Source organism: Sphingobacterium sp. UDSM-2020 (assembly GCF_016132525.1).
GTDB classification, from domain to species: Bacteria; Bacteroidota; Bacteroidia; order Sphingobacteriales; family Sphingobacteriaceae; genus Sphingobacterium; species Sphingobacterium anhuiense.
In genome coordinates, this window is record NZ_CP066166.1 from 2,311,171 (window position 1) to 2,329,542 (window position 18,372).

Annotated in this window: 16 protein-coding genes; 6 read left to right on the forward strand and 10 right to left on the reverse strand. The window is 35.7% G+C overall.

Annotated features, from left to right (window positions below; translation table 11 throughout):
* The first annotated feature begins 48 nt into the window (after positions 1-48).
* The 3 genes from JAZ75_RS09790 to JAZ75_RS09800 all read left to right on the forward strand — a co-directional run bounded on the left by JAZ75_RS09790 (position 49) and on the right by JAZ75_RS09800 (position 4,075).
* Entirely contained in the window at positions 49-1,323 is a 1,275-nt protein-coding gene (locus JAZ75_RS09790; RefSeq protein ID WP_021191827.1) for a TIM barrel protein, read from the forward strand.
* Between the two features lie 10 nt (positions 1,324-1,333).
* Positions 1,334-2,689: an FGGY-family carbohydrate kinase gene (locus JAZ75_RS09795; protein ID WP_208701525.1), complete on the forward strand. Its 1,356-nt coding sequence runs from the start codon at positions 1,334-1,336 to the stop codon at positions 2,687-2,689.
* Positions 2,690-3,037: 348 nt separating this feature from the next.
* Positions 3,038-4,075 carry a GntR family transcriptional regulator gene (locus JAZ75_RS09800; protein WP_232789400.1) on the forward strand — a complete coding sequence of 346 codons (1,038 nt, stop codon included), beginning with the start codon at positions 3,038-3,040 and terminating at the stop codon, positions 4,073-4,075.
* Positions 4,076-4,168: 93 nt separating this feature from the next.
* Here JAZ75_RS09800 and JAZ75_RS09805 read toward each other — a convergent pair whose 3' ends face one another.
* The 9 genes from JAZ75_RS09805 to panC all read right to left on the reverse strand — a co-directional run bounded on the left by JAZ75_RS09805 (position 4,169) and on the right by panC (position 12,802).
* Positions 4,169-4,732, reverse strand: a complete 564-nt coding sequence (locus JAZ75_RS09805) for a DUF4136 domain-containing protein (RefSeq protein ID WP_021190250.1) — start codon at positions 4,730-4,732, stop codon at positions 4,169-4,171.
* Positions 4,733-4,810: 78 nt separating this feature from the next.
* Positions 4,811-6,451 (reverse strand): NAD+ synthase, encoded by a 1,641-nt coding sequence (locus tag JAZ75_RS09810; protein WP_208701527.1) that lies wholly within the window; start codon positions 6,449-6,451, stop codon positions 4,811-4,813.
* Positions 6,452-6,612: 161 nt separating this feature from the next.
* The gene (locus tag JAZ75_RS09815) at positions 6,613-7,188 is read right to left on the reverse strand and encodes an FKBP-type peptidyl-prolyl cis-trans isomerase (protein ID WP_208701529.1); all 576 of its coding nucleotides are present in this window, start codon (positions 7,186-7,188) and stop codon (positions 6,613-6,615) included.
* Between the two features lie 24 nt (positions 7,189-7,212).
* Positions 7,213-7,854, reverse strand: a complete 642-nt coding sequence (locus tag JAZ75_RS09820; protein WP_208701531.1) for an FKBP-type peptidyl-prolyl cis-trans isomerase — start codon at positions 7,852-7,854, stop codon at positions 7,213-7,215.
* Between the two features lie 195 nt (positions 7,855-8,049).
* The gene (locus JAZ75_RS09825) at positions 8,050-8,508 is read right to left on the reverse strand and encodes a thioredoxin family protein (protein WP_208701533.1); all 459 of its coding nucleotides are present in this window, start codon (positions 8,506-8,508) and stop codon (positions 8,050-8,052) included.
* 28 nt (positions 8,509-8,536) lie between these two features.
* The gene (locus JAZ75_RS09830) at positions 8,537-10,864 is read right to left on the reverse strand and encodes a TonB-dependent receptor domain-containing protein (RefSeq protein ID WP_208701535.1); all 2,328 of its coding nucleotides are present in this window, start codon (positions 10,862-10,864) and stop codon (positions 8,537-8,539) included.
* Between the two features lie 236 nt (positions 10,865-11,100).
* A complete protein-coding gene (locus tag JAZ75_RS09835; protein ID WP_232789401.1) occupies positions 11,101-11,460 on the reverse strand; it encodes a hypothetical protein in 360 nt (119 codons plus the stop codon).
* An 88-nt stretch (positions 11,461-11,548) separates the two neighbouring features.
* Positions 11,549-11,899: an aspartate 1-decarboxylase gene (gene panD, locus JAZ75_RS09840; RefSeq protein ID WP_031288422.1), complete on the reverse strand. Its 351-nt coding sequence runs from the start codon at positions 11,897-11,899 to the stop codon at positions 11,549-11,551.
* A gap of 57 nt (positions 11,900-11,956) precedes the next feature.
* Positions 11,957-12,802: a pantoate--beta-alanine ligase gene (panC, locus tag JAZ75_RS09845; protein WP_208701537.1), complete on the reverse strand. Its 846-nt coding sequence runs from the start codon at positions 12,800-12,802 to the stop codon at positions 11,957-11,959.
* Between the two features lie 151 nt (positions 12,803-12,953).
* Between panC and JAZ75_RS09850 the strand changes: the two genes are divergently transcribed.
* Positions 12,954-13,778, forward strand: a complete 825-nt coding sequence (locus tag JAZ75_RS09850) for a glycogen/starch synthase (protein ID WP_031288421.1) — start codon at positions 12,954-12,956, stop codon at positions 13,776-13,778.
* 170 nt (positions 13,779-13,948) lie between these two features.
* The gene (gene ispF, locus JAZ75_RS09855) at positions 13,949-14,428 is read left to right on the forward strand and encodes a 2-C-methyl-D-erythritol 2,4-cyclodiphosphate synthase (RefSeq protein ID WP_208701539.1); all 480 of its coding nucleotides are present in this window, start codon (positions 13,949-13,951) and stop codon (positions 14,426-14,428) included.
* Here ispF and JAZ75_RS09860 read toward each other — a convergent pair.
* Positions 14,425-15,642 carry a TCR/Tet family MFS transporter gene (locus JAZ75_RS09860; protein WP_208701541.1) on the reverse strand — a complete coding sequence of 406 codons (1,218 nt, stop codon included), beginning with the start codon at positions 15,640-15,642 and terminating at the stop codon, positions 14,425-14,427. The genes ispF and JAZ75_RS09860 overlap by 4 nt on opposite strands.
* Positions 15,643-16,104: 462 nt before the next feature.
* On the opposite strand from JAZ75_RS09860, the gene JAZ75_RS09865 reads away from it, so the two are divergent.
* On the forward strand, positions 16,105-18,360 hold the full coding sequence (locus JAZ75_RS09865; protein WP_132841104.1) for a transglycosylase domain-containing protein: 2,256 nt from the start codon (positions 16,105-16,107) through the stop codon (positions 18,358-18,360).
* Positions 18,361-18,372 lie beyond the last annotated feature (12 nt).

The following is an 18,372-nucleotide window of genomic DNA, read 5'->3' on the forward strand; positions in this document are numbered from 1 at the left end:
AAGTACATGCTGTATCTAAGTAAATTTTAACCAATAACCATTTTTAATATGATTTTAGATCAACAATTGATAGAAAAGCACAATAATAAATTAGAAAAAAAACATAATCGAGCATTTGAATTTATTTCCCAAGATATTGATGATGTTGAGGAGCTTATTGCTAAACTTCAGAAATTTCAGATCGGGATACCAAGTTGGGCACTAGGGACAGGTGGTACACGCTTCGGACGTTTTTCTGGCCCTGGCGAGCCAGGGAGTTTGGAGCAAAAGTTTGAAGATGTTGGTCTGCTACATGCTCTTAATAAATCTAGCGGAGCTATTTCCTTACATATACCTTGGGATATTCCAGAAGACACCGCAAGAATGAAAGAATTGGCACGTTCTTTAAATATCACGTTCGATGCTGTTAATTCCAATACTTTTCAAGATCAACCACAGCAGGAACATAGTTATAAGTATGGATCTTTGCATCATGTCGATCCTAAGGTTCGCAAGCAGGCTATTGATCATAATATAGAGGTTATCAATTATGGAAAAGCTCTCGGTTCAAAGGCTTTGACTGTTTGGTTAGCTGATGGTTCATCTTTTCCCGGTCAATTGAATTTCCGTGAGGCTTTTCAGAATACGTTATCCAGCTTGCAGGAAATCTATAAACACTTACCCGAGGATTGGAAATTGTTTATCGAGTATAAAGCTTTCGAACCTTATTTTTATTCGATGACCATTGGAGATTGGGGGCAGTCTCTACTATTGGCAAATAAGCTGGGTCCTAAAGCATATACATTAGTGGATTTGGGACACCATTTACCAAATGCTAATATTGAACAGATTGTATCATTGTTGTTAATGGAGGGAAAGCTGGGCGGTTTTCATTTTAATGATAGTAAATATGCCGATGATGATTTAACAGCGGGGAGTATTAAGCCATATCAGCTTTTTCTGATTTTTAATGAATTAATTGATGGTATGGATCTGAATGGAATGGAACATGCTACTGGCTTAGGCTGGATGATTGATGCGTCACATAATCTTAAAGATCCTTTAGTGGACTTATTGCAATCTGTTGAAGCCATTAAAATTGCTTATGCACAAGCATTACTTATCGATCGTGTTGCACTCAAGGCAGCTCAACAAGCGAATGATGTTGTAAAATCACAAGAAATTCTTCAAGATGCATTTCGTACCGATGTAAGGCCATTGGTTGCTGAATCTAGGTTGAGGAGTGGTGCCGCTTTAAATCCAGTATTATTATTTGAGGAGGAAAAATTACGTGATAAGTTGATCGCAGAGAGAGGTTTACGAACTATTGCAACAGGGTTATAAAGTTTTAAGAATGAATAACGATAAAATTCCTGTAGTTGCTATTTTCGATGTTGGTAAAACCAACAAAAAGCTTTTTCTATTTGATTCTAATTACCAAATTGTATTTGAACGTTCAGCAAGATTTTTAGAAACAAAGGATGAGGACGGGGATCCGTGTGAAAATCTTGAAAGTCTTAGATTATCGGTTTTTGATTCACTTCATGAGGTCTTTAGAAAAAATGAATTTGAAATTAAAGCGATTAATTTTACATCATACGGGGCTAGCGTTGTATATCTTGACGAAAATGGTAGACCCTTGACTCCTTTATATAATTATCTAAAAGAATTTCCTGTTACTATTCAACAGGAGTTGCATAATAAGTATGGAGGAGAGGAACATTTTTCTTTAACGACTTCATCGCCAACTTTAGGTAGTTTAAATTCGGGTTTCCAAATTCTTCGATTAAAAAAGGAACATCCAGAAATTTATAAACATGTCAATTTTGCTTTACATTTGCCTCAATATTTAAGTTTTCTGGTTTCTGGAAAATTCTACTCAGATATGACCAGCATCGGTTGTCATACTGCTTTATGGGATTTTGAAAAAAATGAGTATCATAAATGGGTTCAAGATGAGGGTATTACAAAGGTTTTAGCTCCAATTGTTGAAGGAGATGAAGTTTTTGATGGTGCTTTTCCGGGTAGTTCTTTTAGAGTAGGGGCAGGACTTCATGATAGTTCTTCGGCATTAATTCCTTATTTATTCAATTTTGATGAACCATTTGTATTGATATCTACGGGAACTTGGTGTATTTCGTTTAATCCATTTAACAATAGTGCTCTAACTTCTTGTGAATTAAAAAAGGATTGTTTGTTTTATCAATCTTATTTGGGAAAGCCAGTGAAGGCTTCGAGGTTATTTGCAGGTTATGAACATGAACTGCAATCTAGGCGAATTGCTGATTTCTTTCATGTTACTACAGCAAAGTTTCGTAATCTTCAGCTTAATCAACGGATCATAGAAAAATTAATGAAAGAGCCTGTGGTTGTGGATTTAGTAGCATTTTCGACGATTGAGCTTGATCGTTTCCATAATTATGAAGAAGCTTACCATAGTTTAATTTTACACCTCATCAAAGCCCAAGTGGAATCAACAAAACTAGTTTTAGATGCTAATAAGATCTCTAGAATATTTGTAGATGGTGGGTTTAGTAAGAACCATATTTATATGAGTCTTCTGGCAAAAGAATTTCCTGAAGTCGAAGTTTTTGGTGCCTCAATGGCTCAGGCAACAGCATTGGGCGCAGCGCTAGCTATCCATGACCATTGGAATGAACTGGCGATACCGAATGACCTTATTGCATTGCGGTATTTTAGAAATAAATGAAATTTTAATTGTTTAAGATCTGAGCTGTGAATAAAAATGGACTAGTGTAATCACTTGCCCATTTTCTTAAACATAAAGGGTTTTTAAAAGGAGAACGTGAAAAGCCTTTTTAAAATGATTAGGTAAACGAGCTTGCAGGTTTTTAACTCATCATTAATAGGGTAACAGATTTTTTACTAGAATACGTTAAAGACTATTGACCATAATTTTGATCTTATACTGTTATGGTACAGAGTAACAAACATTTAAAAAAGTGAAATATTAAAAATATGAATGGTCTTTGAGTTTAACTTTTTTAAAATTTTATGCTAATTAATTGTTATTTTAGTGATTAATCTAAATTTTAAAATGACCAATTCAACTGCTCAGTTTCTAATGACACTGGAGATTAATGATTTTTCAGCAACTCCCAAATATCTCCAATTGGCGAATACTATCATTGATGCAGTAAAAAATGAGAGGCTTAAGAAGAGTGAAATGCTTCCTTCAATTAATGAATCCAGTGCTTATCTTGAAATATCTAGAGACACGGTTGAAAAGGCTTATCGCTATTTAAAAAAGCATGAAATTATTGCATCTAATCCAGGCAAGGGATACTATGTCAATAAAACAGATATTCAATCCAAATGTAAAATTGCATTGTTTCTGAATAAATTGAGTGTTCACAAAAAAATAGTGTATGATTCATTTGCGAAAGAGTTAGGCGATTTTGCTGATCTGGATTTATTTGTTTATAATTCAGATCTTTCCTATCTCAAAAACCTATTATCGAATCTGACCAAAACATATGACTATTATGTGTTATTTCCACATTTTAGGGAGGGACGAGACAAAGCGCCGGATATTATTCGTAGAATACCAAGCGATAAATTAATGTTATTAGGAAGATTTGTGGATGATGTACCGGGCGATTTTCCAGCAGTCTATGAGAATTATGAACAGGATATTTACTTAGCGTTGGAAAAAGCGAGCGAAGTTTTAAGTAAATATAAAATGATAAAATTGGTTTTTCCCGATCATAGTGATTTTCCAAAAGCAATTATAAAGGGTTTTTATAAATTTTGTCAGCAGTATGCTTTTGATCATGAGCTGGTATCGGAATTGAATAAAGAAAAAGTCGTAATAGGGACTTGTTATATCAATATTATCGAAGATGATCTAGTAAAACTACTGAATAAGATCCAACAAAAAAATCTGGTGATAGGTAAAGATATTGGTGTTATTTCATATAATGAAACGCCGTTAAAGAAATTTATTTTGAATGGAATTACAACCATATCAACTGATTTTGAAACAATGGGTAGGATGGCGGCAAATCTCATTAAAAATAACTCCAAAGATCGGCTTGAAGTCCCATTTAATATCAAGATTCGAGCTTCTATATAAAAGCGTATATTATATTATATTATATTATATTATATTATGAAAAAAGCCATGAGAAAACTCATGGCTTTAATACTTTTGATCACGATTACAGTGTTATTTTTTTAGGGTTAGAGGATATTGTTTAAATACTCCTTTAACAACCTTAGCAACATTAGTTGCCGCTTTTTCTGGACTATTAACTTCGCCAGAACCACGTGCTTGCCAAACAACTTTATTTGTTTTACGATCTACAGCTTCTATGATTAAGTGCGCATAGCGGTAACGTTCTTTGGCTACAGGATATGTTGAATAATAACCATAATAAGGAGAAAACCACGGTCTGTACCAACCCCATGGACCTCCATAAGCATATGAGGATCCATATACTAAACGACTTTTGTTATTGACAATTGTTATATAACGGAATAACAAATCTGGATTATCCTTACTGTAAGATAAGCCCCTTGCTTGTAATTCACTGTTGCTCGCGTCTAATATATTTGTTCTTGCAATATCATTATCAAAATATGATTTTGATAACGAATCGACAGGTGGCAACCAGCCATAAGTACGATACTGCGAAAAATCTACTTTTTCGTCACGCATCGTATTATATTGATATGAGGCACAAGATGCAAGAATTAGACTTGCAAATAAGAAATAAATTATTTTTTTCATGACCAATAGGATTTATATTATTTTCTTAATGTTAGACAAATGTAAATGTTAAAAGTTTAATTATATCAGTAAAAAAAATTATTGATAAAAGGCAACTAATGGCATCGAACGGCCTGGACCAAAAGCTTTTGGACTAATGCGCAGTATTGGAGGAGCCTGAAATCTTTTAAATTCGGCATTATTAACTAGTTTTATAATTTTTTCAACAATATTAAGATCATAACCTTGAGCTAAAATTTCCTCTTTTGATTTTTGTTTTTCGATATGTAGGAATAATATTTCATCCAGTAAATCATATGGTGGTAAGGAATCTGAATCCTTTTGATCGGGTCTTAATTCTGCAGAAGGTGCTTTTTCAATTGTATTAGATGGGATAATTTCCTTATTTCGGTTAATGTATCGGGCGAGATCATAGGCCTTTGATTTATATACGTCTCCTATTACTGAAATCGATCCTGCCATATCTCCATATAAGGTGCCATAACCTACTGCTGCTTCACTTTTATTTGAAGTGTTTAAAACGATATGACCAAATTTGTTGGAAATTGCCATTAATAATGTACCTCTGGTACGTGCCTGGATATTTTCTTCGGTCACACCCGCTTGTTGCCCTTCAAAAAAGGGAGCTAATGTTGTTTCGTAGGCCTGTGTAATATCTTTTATTGGAATGATATGATGTGCACAATTGGTGTTTTTTACGAGATCTAATGCATCTTGAATGGAATGGTCAGATGAATAAATAGAAGGAAGTAATATTGCAAGTACATTTTCTGAACCTAATGCTTCACAGGCTAATGCGGCAACTAGTGCTGAATCTAATCCACCGGAAAGGCCTAAGACTGCTTTTTTGAAACCAGATTTGTGAAAATAATCACGTAAACCTAATAGCAGGGCGTCGTGAATCAGTGCTATTTCTTGATCTTGGGGTACCGTAAATGCTGTTGTCGCTTTTATGGTTTGATCTCTATATTCTATAATCTGTAAATCTTCTTCGAATTTTTTTAATTCACAGCAAATTGTTCCATTTTCATCAATAGCCAATGATCTTCCGTCAAAAATTATATCCATATGTGCGCCAACTTGGTTGACATAGATGAGCGGACGCTTTGCTTTTGCCACTTGTGCTTTCAAAACAGCAACACGATCTTGATAATGGACATAAGAAAAAGGCGAAGCTGCAATATTGATCAGCAAATCTGGGTTTTCTTGAAGTAATTCGTTCATGGGGTCACCAACATAGGAATTATTTCCTTGATCGTCATCCCATAAATCTTCACAAATGGTCAATGCTATTTTTGTTTTTTTATAGGTGAAACATGAGAATTTTCTGCTAGGTTCAAAGTAACGATATTCGTCAAAAACATCATAGTTAGGAAGTAGTCCTTTTTTACTAATGTGTGTAATCTTTCCATTTTCTAAACAAACTGCAGCATTGTACAGTGCTTTACCTTCTGGATCTGTATTGGGGATAGGCGCTCCGATAATACATAAAATATCTTGACAATGTGATGCAATGGTGGTGATAGATTCGTTACACTGTTTTAAGAATGTTGCATTTTGCAAAAGATCCTTTGCTGGGTAGCCGCCAATTGCTAATTCAGAAAAAACAATAATTTCAGCTTGTTGTGCTCTTGCATTTTCAATAGCAGTAATAATTTTTGCAGTGTTGGAAGTGAAGTTGCCGATATGATAATTTAACTGGGCTAAAGCTATTTTCATTTTTGCGTCTTTGTTTTTGAATGGTATACTGATATGAAGAGCAAGATAAGAAGTTTTTTAGACTACTTTTTGATATGAATGTTTTTTTCCTGTTACGAGTTTGAAAAAAAAAGGATCCTTATTGTTATAAAGATCCCCTTTCTAGATATTATAGTTTGTATTTATTTAATATCAACAACTTCAATTGTGAAATCTAGCGGCGAGTTTGCTGGTATTTTAGTATTAGAAAGATTTCCATAAGCCCAATATGATGGTGTAACGATACGGATTTTAGTTCCTTTTGATAATCCTTTCACCGTTAATCCTCCTAGATTAAGATCCCCAATTTTTTTAGGGAAAAAAGCAATTTGCCAGGCTGGAATATATTGAGTAAGAAATCCGGTCATACCTTCTTGAGATTGATTTTGATCAAATACTGTCCCATCAAGTAACTGACCTGTGTAACGGACAGAAATTTTTGGCGCAACTGGAACTTTCTTTGTTACTCCATAAACAATAGAATCTTTTGCTTTGTATTCATAAGCTCCATCACCTTCAGCGATAATTTGGTACCAAATACCAGAATTGCTATCTAAAACCGCTAGAGGGAGCTTAGCATCCACAAAAGTTTTGATGTTTTGTGCGTCAAGTTCAAATTGTTTGTTTGCATCAAAATAATTATCATCATTTTTATTGCATGATGCGAAAGAGATTAAAGCTATCGCCAAAACAAAGAATTGTATCAGTCTATTTTTCATTTTTTAATTTGTCGAAATTTATATTTACTTTATGCTTACAACTTCAATAGTATATGCTATTGGCGTATTAGCTGGAACTGTTACATTTTCACTTCCTGTTTTATATTCATTAGCATCAAATCCCCATACAGATGGGGTTACAAATTTAATAACGGAACCTTTTTTCAAGCCCGTTGCCGTAAAGCCTAAGAATTTGATGTCATTTCCATTATAATTAATGGTTTTAGGGACAAATGCGTAGTACCATGAACCTCCAAATTTATTTATTGCGATTTGTAATGAACTGAAATTTGTTGTTTGATCAACAGCTGATTGGTCAAATACAGTTCCATCTAGTAATTTCCCAATAAATTTTACGGATATTTCAGGAGCTGCTAAACCATTTCCTGAGATTTTATATGTGTAAGATGCCTCATCTCCTGGTGTAACAATCTGATAATAGATACCACTTGAATCATGTAAAGTTGGAGAGGTGAAATTCGCTAAAGCATAGGCTTTTACTGCTGGTGCTTGCTCTTTCAGTATGCTTTGAATTCTTGCATTTTCGATGGAATCTTTGATTCTTTGTTCTTCAACTAATTTTGAAAAGTCGTCAGATTTACTACAAGATGCTAAAGCAATAAACATTGCCAACATTCCAAAAAAGATTTTTGTAAGGTTTTTCATAAAATTCTTTAATTATTTATTTGATTATGTAGATTAAAACGAGTTCTTTTCAATATACGCTACAAAGAAAGAAAAAAATATTAATTTCTGAGGATTTGAAGAGGAATAGATAAATACATTTTATTAAAAAAACAAAATATTGTGCACAGTATAACAAAAGGCGTATTATATTTTTAGTTCTCAAATTATATTAAATTATCTTAAAATATTCGTTAACTCTTTTGGGCTTAGATATTTTTGCTTAATACTTTTTAATTTAAATGTTTGATCATAACGCAGGAGACTCGGGAAAACCATCTTTTGGTTGGTTAATAAGAGTAATGCTAAGGGATGATATTGTCCGGTATTTTTTTTTGGAGTTTTTGATTTCCATACTTGCTGATCGAAAGTGATGTCCTCAACCGTCTCCGCATCTAATTCAACTAGATAAAAATCTTTGTTTAAGCGGTCATAGATTTCTTTTTTTGAAAAGACTTCTTTTTCCATTTTTCTGCAGTAGCTGCACCAGTCGGTATGAATGAAGATGATTGTTTCTTTTGGTGCTATGCTTAATAAAGAGTCTAATTGTTGAAAAGAGGTCCAAATTATCCGCTCTTGACCATAATTGCTGAGCGGATAAAGGATAATGGTCATTAATAAAACAAATTTGTGCATATGCTTCATCTTTCTTTAATAAATGGGATTAATGAAAATGGCCAATTTTTACTCCAAAGGTTATTGTGCGTGGTTTTGTCGGACCGTAAATATAATTTGAATCACGATTAGCGCCTTTATCGAAATCTTTTTGGAATGCGTTGAACATATTTTGTACACCTGCAAATAATTCAAGGTTAAAATCTTTGTGAACAGCAAAAGTGTATCCTAACCGTGCATTCAGCTCCATAAAATCCCTCGTTTTTTTGAGGCTCATGATTTCTTCTTGTATATGCGAGATCTTCATTTTTCCGGTGTAAACTCCTGTTAGGTCAACTGCGAATTTCTTAGTTGCTTTCCAATTGGCATTTAAGTAGCCATAGACATTTGGCGTACGTAAGAAATCTTTGGACAAAATGGCTTCTTGACCTGTTTTAGCTTCAGCTATCAGTTGTGCCGATTGGTATCGCGAGCGTTGTATCGTACCACCAGCTTGTAGACTAAATATACTTGAAGGGGCTACATTAAGTTCTAGGTTTGTTCCGTATACATAGGCATCTGTACCGTTTCGCATTTCTTCAATCATAATGTCGTTGGATTCGGATTTCAGGACTGTTGTAAATGGATTATTCAACTGTGTATAGAAGCCCTCCACTAAAAGGCTTGTTTGCGTATTGCCAAAATTTCTGCTGAAATTGAACGATCCGGTATAAGCATTTGAATATTCTGTTTTTAGGTCTTCTCCAATTAATACAAAAACCTGTTTTCCTCCGATGGAAGTCACATGCATATCTTCATTGAAAGCTTGTGGGGCACGGAAGCCGCGTGCATAGCCGCCACGAAATTGAATATTACTATTGATATCGTATAAGATGGTTAATCGTGGGTTCCAAGATCCAAAATTCTTCTGACTGCTACGTTCCACTTGTTGGAGCTGATAATTTCCGTCGACGAAGATGTAGTCGTATCGCATTCCTATTAATGCTTTGAAAGAGGATACTGGCTTCCATTCGTATTGGGCATAAGTTCCTATTCCTTTTGTTTTTTGATCGATGATACGTTGATATCCGGGAATCTGATCATTTGTTTTGTTGTAGTTGAACTCAATACCGCTGGTAAAGACATCATCCTCAAAATTGTTTGTGTACTGTGTTCCTGTAACAAAAGACAAATCATCTGTGTCTCCATAAGAATTTGCGGCTCTTAAACTATCTGTTGCAGTGGGCGCTTCGCCCAGTCCCCCGTAAAAACTTTTACGTTTTGTTTTTTGGCCGGAAGCATACACGGAGATTTTTTGTTTATAGTCTGCTAAATAATGATCGTAAGTGATACCACCAATCAATGAATTGGTTTCCAGTTGTTCTGTGATGGCTGTAAAATGGGGTGATTTGTTAAATTGGTCTCCTCCTCTTCTAAATTCCTGTATGGTACTGAAATCTACTGTTATTTTATTGACATCGGAAGGTTTGAAAAATGCTTTTGTTCCGAATGTGGTATTGTTAAGTTCTGTTATCTCCGAAAATCCGTCCTTATTTTTATCAAATGGTTGACGATTCCGGTGCATACCATAAAAGGTAACACCTGTTTTAAGGTCTTCATCTACGTAAGAGGTGTTGAAGTCTACCGTATTATCCCAACTGCTACCGCCGATTAACGAGTTGGTAGATTTAATCTGCCAATCATTTTCGACAGGATCTTTAGTAATGATATTAATGGTACCGGCAATTGCATTTGCTCCAAATAGGGCAGAACCTCCACTTCGAACGACTTCGATGCGGTCGATCATACTGGTTGGAAGTTGGTCTAAACCATATACACTGTTTAGTGCGCTAAATACGGATCTGCTGTTGATCAAGATCTGTGAATAGGCACCTTCTAAACCGTTAAGGCGGACTTGTGAAAAACCGCAGTTTTGACAGTTGTTCTCTACCCTTACTCCTGGTTGATAGTTTAGTGTTTCGGACATAGCTACAGATTGTGTAGCCTGAAAAAGTTTAGGGCCTAATACCTGCACAATAACTGGTGCTTCCTTTTTACTGACACCATATCGGGTTGCGCTTACAACGACTTCATTCAAATGCAGGTTGTCTGTATTTAATTTAAAGTGTACGGTGGAATCTGTCAGCAATATCAGCTGTTTGAGGGTTTGATAGCCAACAGCGGTAATCTGTATATTTTGTTTTTGTTTAGTTAGTTTTTGAAATTCAAAATAACCTGCGGTATCAGAAACGGTCGAGTGAAGACCATTTTCGATGTTGATAGTTGCTCCAACTATACCTTTACCGTCATTGTTACTGATTTTACCTTTTAATGTATGTTGCGCATATGTATGCATACTGATCATCATCATGATGATCAGTAGATTGATATTTCTCATTGGAGTGTATTTGTCCTTTTAATTGTAATGAACCTATCATGGGAGGTGTAAAATATCAGTACGAAGCAAGGCGAATGCCTGCTCCATGAATATTTTCATACTAGCTATGCCCACTATGGTTACATTATTTGCTTGAAATAATTAATAAATTACAGCACGACGCAATGCGATTTGCTATCGCACGGCGAATAGCATTCGTCTTGATAATAAGGATGAATGCAATAACTAATTTTATTTTAAGCAAAATCTGGGGGACCCCTTAAGAAAGCGTGATCGACGACACGATTGGTGACAACTGGTGTGTAGACTTGATAACTGTAGATATGAACGACAGTTCGAATGGGCTGTTCAAAAACGATAAATTCACTTTGAACAAAGTTTTGATTGTAGACGACATTGAGGAAATCAATTTGATCGTCGGATTCTTGCGGTCTGGGCTGATCGTTTGTAAAATCGTAAGGGTGATTGTGCATGACAATCTCTCCGTTTGATTTTACCTCTTTGTGCATGAAAATAACACCAGAAATAATGATCAAGCTGATCAATGCCAATTGCATTGATGCTAAGATTTTTCTGATATGTATATTCTTTGACATGTAGGTAATAAAAAAGCACCCGCTTAATACGAGTGCTAAATTATTGAAAATAAACGTAGCTTTCTATTGAAAGTGTATTATTTAAATATTATTTTATCAGTTGATTGTTGTCATCTGGAAAAACCAAGCTAGGAATATGTTTTTTAGCTTGCTCCATTTCCATTTGTGCATACGATATGATGATCACAATATCACCCACTTGAACTAATCTTGCTGCAGCGCCATTTAAGCAGATGGTACCGGAAGCTCTTTTTCCTGGAATAACATATGTTTCTAAACGAGCGCCATTGTTATTGTTAACGATTTGAACTTTTTCGTTTGCAATAATATTTGCTGCATCCATTAAATCCTCATCAATTGTGATACTACCAACGTAATTAAGCTCGGCCTGTGTAACCCGAACACGGTGGATTTTAGATTTCATTACCTCTATAAACATGTGGCAAAGTTAGATTTTTCTTGTAAAAATGTAAAGTTAATAAGTATAATGTGACATTTAATTCAAAATCATGTTATCAATAAGCCGTACATCTTCGACCCGCGCAGTGACAAGTGCTACATATTGTTTATCTTGTTCAATTGTTTTGATTTCTTTCAATGTCGTTGTTTCGCAAATAGCGAGATATTCTAAGGTAATACCTTCGCTGGAGTTCAATAGTTCTGTTGCCTGTTTATTTAATTGAAGTAAAGGTATCTTTCCAAAGTTATTTTTGATATACAGAAGTGTTTTGGACAAAGCTAACGCTTGTATTTTACCATTTGATGAGAGGCGCATGTTTCTTGAACTTAAAGCAAGACCATTTTCATCTCGGATGATTGGGCATAATGCAATGGTGATCGGTAATTGCTTTACCTTGATCATATGTTCAATAACCATGACCTGTTGGAAGTCTTTCTGACCAAAGCATGCAATATCTGGTTGCACCAAGGCGAATAATTTGTAAACGACTTGCGTTACACCTTGAAAGTGCCCCGGTCTCATTTTCCCTTCCCATATTGCATCTAATCCGTTTAGATCGATGTGCCATTTTTCATTTGGATCAGGGTACATCTCTTCTACGGTAGGTAAGAATAAGACATCACAATGAGCAGCTTCTAATAATGCGATATCATGCTCGATGGGTCTTGGATACTTTTCTAAATCTTTTGGATCGTTAAATTGTGTCGGGTTGACAAAAATACTGCAAACGGTGACATCTGACAAAGGTTTTGCATAATTCAGTAAAGAGATATGTCCTTCATGCAGTGCACCCATTGTTGGGATAAGAGCTATTTTTTGTTTATTGATTCGTGCTGTTTCCAGGTAATCTTGGAGCTCTTTTTTAGTCTCGAAAATTCTCACTTTTAGAAATTTTAATACAGGGCAAAAGTGGGGAATATATTTGTGAATATAAAACGATGATTTGTAAGGAATTGTATTGTCGGGATATTTTTTGTATCTTTGTAGACCGATTTTACTGTTCTAATAAAAATAAAATAAATAAAAACTGGAGATGGCAAAAACGAAGATATTGTTTATAACCCACGAGATGTCGCCTTTCCTCGAATTAACTAAAATTTCTGAAATCACGCGTCAATTGCCGCAGGCTATGCAAGAGAAAGGATTTGAAATCCGTATTCTTATGCCTCGTTTTGGTAATATTAATGAGCGTAGAAATAGATTGCATGAGGTAATTCGTCTGTCAGGCTTAAACATTGTGGTGGATAACAATGACAATCCGCTAATCATTAAGGTAGCTTCATTGCCTGCGGCACGCATGCAGGTTTACTTCTTGGATAATGAAGACTATTTTCAGCGGAAAAAAGTTTTTCGTGACGAGAATGGAGAATTTTTTAATGATAACAATGAGCGCTCTGTGTTCTTCTGTAAAGGAGCACTGGAAACGGTTAAGAAGTTAGGTTGGTCACCAGATGTGGTACATTGCCACGGTTGGTTTTCAGCATTAGTGCCGGCTTATTTAAAGACGACATATAAAGATGATCCTACTTTTAAAGGTGCCAAAGTGATGTATTCGTTGTATAACGAAGAGTTCTCCGGAACTTTAGGCGATAAATACAGAGAAATTGCCCCTGAAGGTGCATTGACAAAAGATGATGTTGCTAGTTATGGTGACGGTAGTTATGTCAACATCTATAAAGGTGCTTTGGACTTCACCGATGTAGCGGTTGTAGCTGAGGAGGGTGTTAATCCAGAAATTTTAGCATATGCAAAAGAAAAAGGGATTCAGGTCTTTGAACCTAATGGTGATGAAGATTATGAAGCTTTCAATGATCTTTTTGATCAATTTGCTCCTGTAGAAGAAGAAACAACGGTTTAATGTAGAAATTAAACGTATTTAAAAAGCGTCTAAGAAATTAGACGCTTTTTTTGTGATATATCATCAGTGAGGGCTTCTTCTATATTAGATTAAAATCTGATAGTTAACAAATAGGTCTTGCGGTGATTTAATGGCAGGATGATAATTTAAAATGTTACCTTAGCTTTATTATGAAAATTAAAGTTGGTTTTGGCTTTGATGTCCATCAATTAGAAGAGGGGCATCCATTTATAGTAGGTGGAGTGGAATTGGATCATCATGCTGGTGCATTCGGCCATTCGGATGCGGATGTTTTGGCTCATGCCATTTGTGATGCGCTCCTGGGGGCCGCAAATTTAGAGGATATTGGTTATCATTTCCCAAATACAGATGAGCAATGGAGAGGTATTAGCAGTCTTGTTTTACTGCAACATTGTGTTAAGCTAATTGGAGATAAGGGGTATACCATAGGCAACATTGATGCTGTGTTATGCCTGGAGGCTCCTAAAATTAAACCGTATATCGGACAGATGAAGGCTAAAATATCGGAGGCCTCAGGTTTGGACGTTGATGATATTTCGATCAAAGCAACGACCAATGAATCCATGGGATTTGTCGGAAGACAAGAGGGGGTAGTAGCATATGCTGTTTGTTTGATCGAAAAAGCTTAAACTTTCTGTTTCTTTTTAAAAAAGAAGCAGGCAACAATAAAACTGATTGCTGTAAGTACGAATCCTAGATAGAAAGGAGCTCCTGGTAAATAGAGAGCTTCTTTTTTATCTGTAAAGTGAGCAAACAGCCAGCTCATAACGGGAGGGCCTATAATGGCTGTTAAGCTAATAATACTTGTTAATCCACCTTGTATCTGTCCCTGCTCATTCGATGGTGTTTCGTTGGATACAAGGCTCTGGATAGCTGGACCTGCGATTCCCGCAAATACATAGGGTATTACGGCTAGGAAAATTAACCATGGAGCGTATGCCATCCCCATTAAGGGCATCGATATCACGTAGAGTCCAGATCCGATTAAAATACTTTTTTCTAATCCCAATTTTGGAATAATAATTCGAATCAATCCGGCTTGAACTATAGCCAACAACATACCTATAAAACCCAAAGAGATACCAACCATTCTTTCATCCCATTGATATCTTTCCATGGTGTAATATGACCAAGTACTTTGTACGGCATGAGAAGAGATGTTTATCAGAAAGATGCAAAAAAATAATTGTTTTAGATGCGGGTATTTCGCAAGTTGCTTGAAGGCACCTACCGGATTTGCATTTTTCCATCTGAAAGGTCTTCTGTTTTCTTTTTTTAATGATTCTGGAATGAAAAAATAACCATACAAGAAATTTAAAAAACTTAATAATGCTGCGGCGAAAAAAGGTATTCTAGCACCATAATGCCCTAATAACCCACCTAGCAATGGACCTACTATAAAACCTAAGCCAAATGCAGCTCCCAATAATCCGAAATTCTGAGCTTTTTTCTCGTGCGAACTGATATCTGCTATAAATGCAGCAGCTACTGTGTAGCTAGCTCCTGTAATACCTGCTATAAACCGGCCAATGAATAACCACAGGATGGTTGGAGCTAACCCCATGAGTAAATAGTTGATAGAAAAACCTAAGAGTGATATTAACAGGATGAGTCTTCTACCAAATCGGTCACTGAGATTACCTAACACAGATGCAAAGAAGAATTGGGTTAATGCATAACAAAACATGAGCAAACCACCATATCGCGATGCATCACTTAATGTGCCGCCAATCAATTCTTCAATTAATTTAGGCATTACAGGTATAATAATACCTAAACCAATGACGTCAATTAGTACGGTTAAAAAAATGAAAAATAGACTTTTTGAAGTGTTGACTTGCATATTTTACTGTTTTTTATTTTTTAGATAGGCTTTTAAACGATTTACTGGCCTATAGCTTTATCATTTATTTTAATAATCTATATGTTTTTGCCTGTCACGAATGACAGACAATTGATTTGTTTTTAAATCTAAACTAAATTTCTGAAATACCAAGCTTTAGCGATATTGAAAAATTAGGATCATACCCTAAGGATTGTTTTTGAACCAATCAAAGGCGATCTGTTTTATTTAGAAAATGGTTTTAAAGACTGAAATGTGCGATTGGTTTAAAGTTTCTTTTTTGTAGTAATTGATTCTTTTTCAGTGTTTTTTTAACGGATGTTGTATCGAATGAAGATTCCTCAAAATATTTGTAATATCTTTGTTGTCATGCACATAATCTTTGGCACATTATCTGATATTGTAGCGGAGGCATATGTCATCATATTTTATAATGATCAAATCGAGAAAGAATAAGGTTCAATGAAGAGAGAATCAAAAAAAAACCAACTGCAACCAGAAGATATTAAGCGGTACACACGTAATTTCTGGAAATTTATTATTGGAATAATAGCTTTTGGGTTTCTATTTATATTTAGTGTTCGCCTGGGGTTATTTGGAAAGTTACCATCTTTTAGTGATTTAGAAAATCCTAAGAGTAATTTAGCTTCGGAAGTTATAACGGAAGATAATAAGGTTTTAGGTACTTATTATATTCAAAATAGGTCAAATGTGAAGTATAGTGAGTTGTCACCTTACTTGATACATGCCTTGATCTCAACAGAGGATAAGCGTTTTTACGATCACTCCGGTATTGATTATACACGTACTTTTACGGTCATTTTCCACACTTTAACTGGAAATAAACAAGGAGGGAGTACGATTACACAGCAATTAGCTCTTAATTTATTTTCAGACGGTCGTGCTAAAAGTGCTCCTAAGCGTATCATTCAAAAGTTTCAGGAATGGATAACTGCTGTTCGTTTAGAGCGTAATTATACCAAAGAAGAGATTATCACTATGTATTTCAATACAGTGGACTTTGGAGCATATAATACCTATGGTATTAAATCAGCCGCACGTACTTATTTCAATACAACTCCTGATAAACTTACTGCAGACCAAGCTGCTTTATTAGTGGGTATGCTGAAAGGTCCGGGCGTTTATTCTCCTGTCAGGTATCCGCAAAACGCATTAGCGCGCAGAAATACAGTCTTGGACAATATGAATAAGGCAAATTTCATTTCTACAGAGGAAGAGGCTAGTGCACAAGCTAAACCATTGGGATTACAATTGAAAATCGCCAATTATGGGGAAGGTTTAGCACCTTATTTTCGTGCGGTATTAAAAGAAGAAATCAAGAAAGAATTTTCCAAATTATCGATTACCAAATCGGATGGTACACCTTATGATCTGGATCGTGATGGGTTGAAAATTTATACAACAATTAATATGTCCATGCAGCAATATGCTGAAGATGCGCAGAAAGAATGGATGAAATCTTTACAGGGGAAGTTTGCTGTACAATGGAAGAATAAGGATCCTTTTAAAGGAGATAAAGCCAAGTTACTGACGACAGGTATGCGACGTTCTGAACGCTACCGTGTTTTGAAGGAAAATGGACTTTCTGAAGATGAGATCAAGAAAGCATTTCAGGTAAAAGTTCCGATGTCTATTTTCACTTGGAAGGGTTCTGTGGATACTGTTATGGCTCCGATTGATTCTATCAAATACAATAAATTGATGTTACGTAATGCAATGATGTCGATGGAACCAAAAACTGGACATATCAAGGCTTGGGTCGGTGGAATAAATTTTGAGCATTTCAAGTATGATCAAGTAAAAATGGGGACGAGACAGGTCGGTTCAACTGCCAAACCATTTACTTATGCTGTCGCAGTTGATAATGGCTACTCTCCATGTTACAGTATTCCAAATTATCAACAGACTTATGGAAATTGGACACCAAGGGGTACAGCTGAAGGTGGGAATCCGATTACTTTAGCTAATGCATTGGCGTTATCTCAGAATTATGCGACTGCCTATTTGGTGAATCAAGTTACACCGGAGGCGGTTGCTGCATTGACGAAACGTATGGGTATTACCAGTGATGTCCCGAACTATCCATCCATTTCACTTGGAGCATATGAAGCTTCTGTATTTGATATGGTTGGTGCTTATTCGGCATTTGTAAATCATGGTACTTGGATTGAACCTAATGCGATCTTGAGGATCGAAGATAAGAATGGAACTCCTATTTATGAAAAGGCACCTAAAGTTGTTAAGGCTTTGAACAGTGAGTCTGCTTATATTATTGTAGATATGTTAAAATCTGTTGTCTCGAAAGGTACAGGAAGACGAATTCAATGGAAATATCATTTGACGAATCCAATCGGAGGAAAGACGGGTACAACCAATGATAATGCTGATGCTTGGTTTATCGGGATCACTCCTGAACTGGTGTCGGGTGTCTGGACAGGAGCTGAAGATCGTAGTATTAGTTTTGCGAATATGCAAGACGGGCAGGGAGCTGCAGCAGCAATGCCTGTATTTGCACTTTATATGCAGAAGGTGTATGCAGATAAAAACCTCAAGTATACGAAGGGAGATTTTGAACTTCCTGAAGGTGGGCTAACGCGAGTAGTTGACTGTTCTAAGTACTGGGGAGGAGGCGGAAGCTCCGGAGCAGATAGCACGGGTTCGGAATCAAACTTAAATGATGATCGATTAGGTTTTTAAATTTTATTAAAT

Coding starts and splice junctions, on each gene's coding strand:
- JAZ75_RS09800 (WP_232789400.1), top strand. CDS start 3,038: ATGACCAATTCAACTGCTCAGTTTCTAATGACACTGGAGATTAATGAT.
- panD (WP_031288422.1), bottom strand. CDS start 11,899: ATGTTTATAGAGGTAATGAAATCTAAAATCCACCGTGTTCGGGTTACA.
- ispF (WP_208701539.1), top strand. CDS start 13,949: ATGAAAATTAAAGTTGGTTTTGGCTTTGATGTCCATCAATTAGAAGAG.
- JAZ75_RS09865 (WP_132841104.1), top strand. CDS start 16,105: ATGAAGAGAGAATCAAAAAAAAACCAACTGCAACCAGAAGATATTAAG.
- JAZ75_RS09830 (WP_208701535.1), bottom strand. CDS start 10,864: ATGAGAAATATCAATCTACTGATCATCATGATGATGATCAGTATGCAT.
- JAZ75_RS09810 (WP_208701527.1), bottom strand. CDS start 6,451: ATGAAAATAGCTTTAGCCCAGTTAAATTATCATATCGGCAACTTCACT.
- JAZ75_RS09820 (WP_208701531.1), bottom strand. CDS start 7,854: ATGAAAAACCTTACAAAAATCTTTTTTGGAATGTTGGCAATGTTTATT.
- JAZ75_RS09825 (WP_208701533.1), bottom strand. CDS start 8,508: ATGCACAAATTTGTTTTATTAATGACCATTATCCTTTATCCGCTCAGC.
- JAZ75_RS09795 (WP_208701525.1), top strand. CDS start 1,334: ATGAATAACGATAAAATTCCTGTAGTTGCTATTTTCGATGTTGGTAAA.
- JAZ75_RS09805 (WP_021190250.1), bottom strand. CDS start 4,732: ATGAAAAAAATAATTTATTTCTTATTTGCAAGTCTAATTCTTGCATCT.
- JAZ75_RS09815 (WP_208701529.1), bottom strand. CDS start 7,188: ATGAAAAATAGACTGATACAATTCTTTGTTTTGGCGATAGCTTTAATC.
- JAZ75_RS09790 (WP_021191827.1), top strand. CDS start 49: ATGATTTTAGATCAACAATTGATAGAAAAGCACAATAATAAATTAGAA.
- JAZ75_RS09860 (WP_208701541.1), bottom strand. CDS start 15,642: ATGCAAGTCAACACTTCAAAAAGTCTATTTTTCATTTTTTTAACCGTA.
- JAZ75_RS09835 (WP_232789401.1), bottom strand. CDS start 11,460: ATGTCAAAGAATATACATATCAGAAAAATCTTAGCATCAATGCAATTG.
- JAZ75_RS09850 (WP_031288421.1), top strand. CDS start 12,954: ATGGCAAAAACGAAGATATTGTTTATAACCCACGAGATGTCGCCTTTC.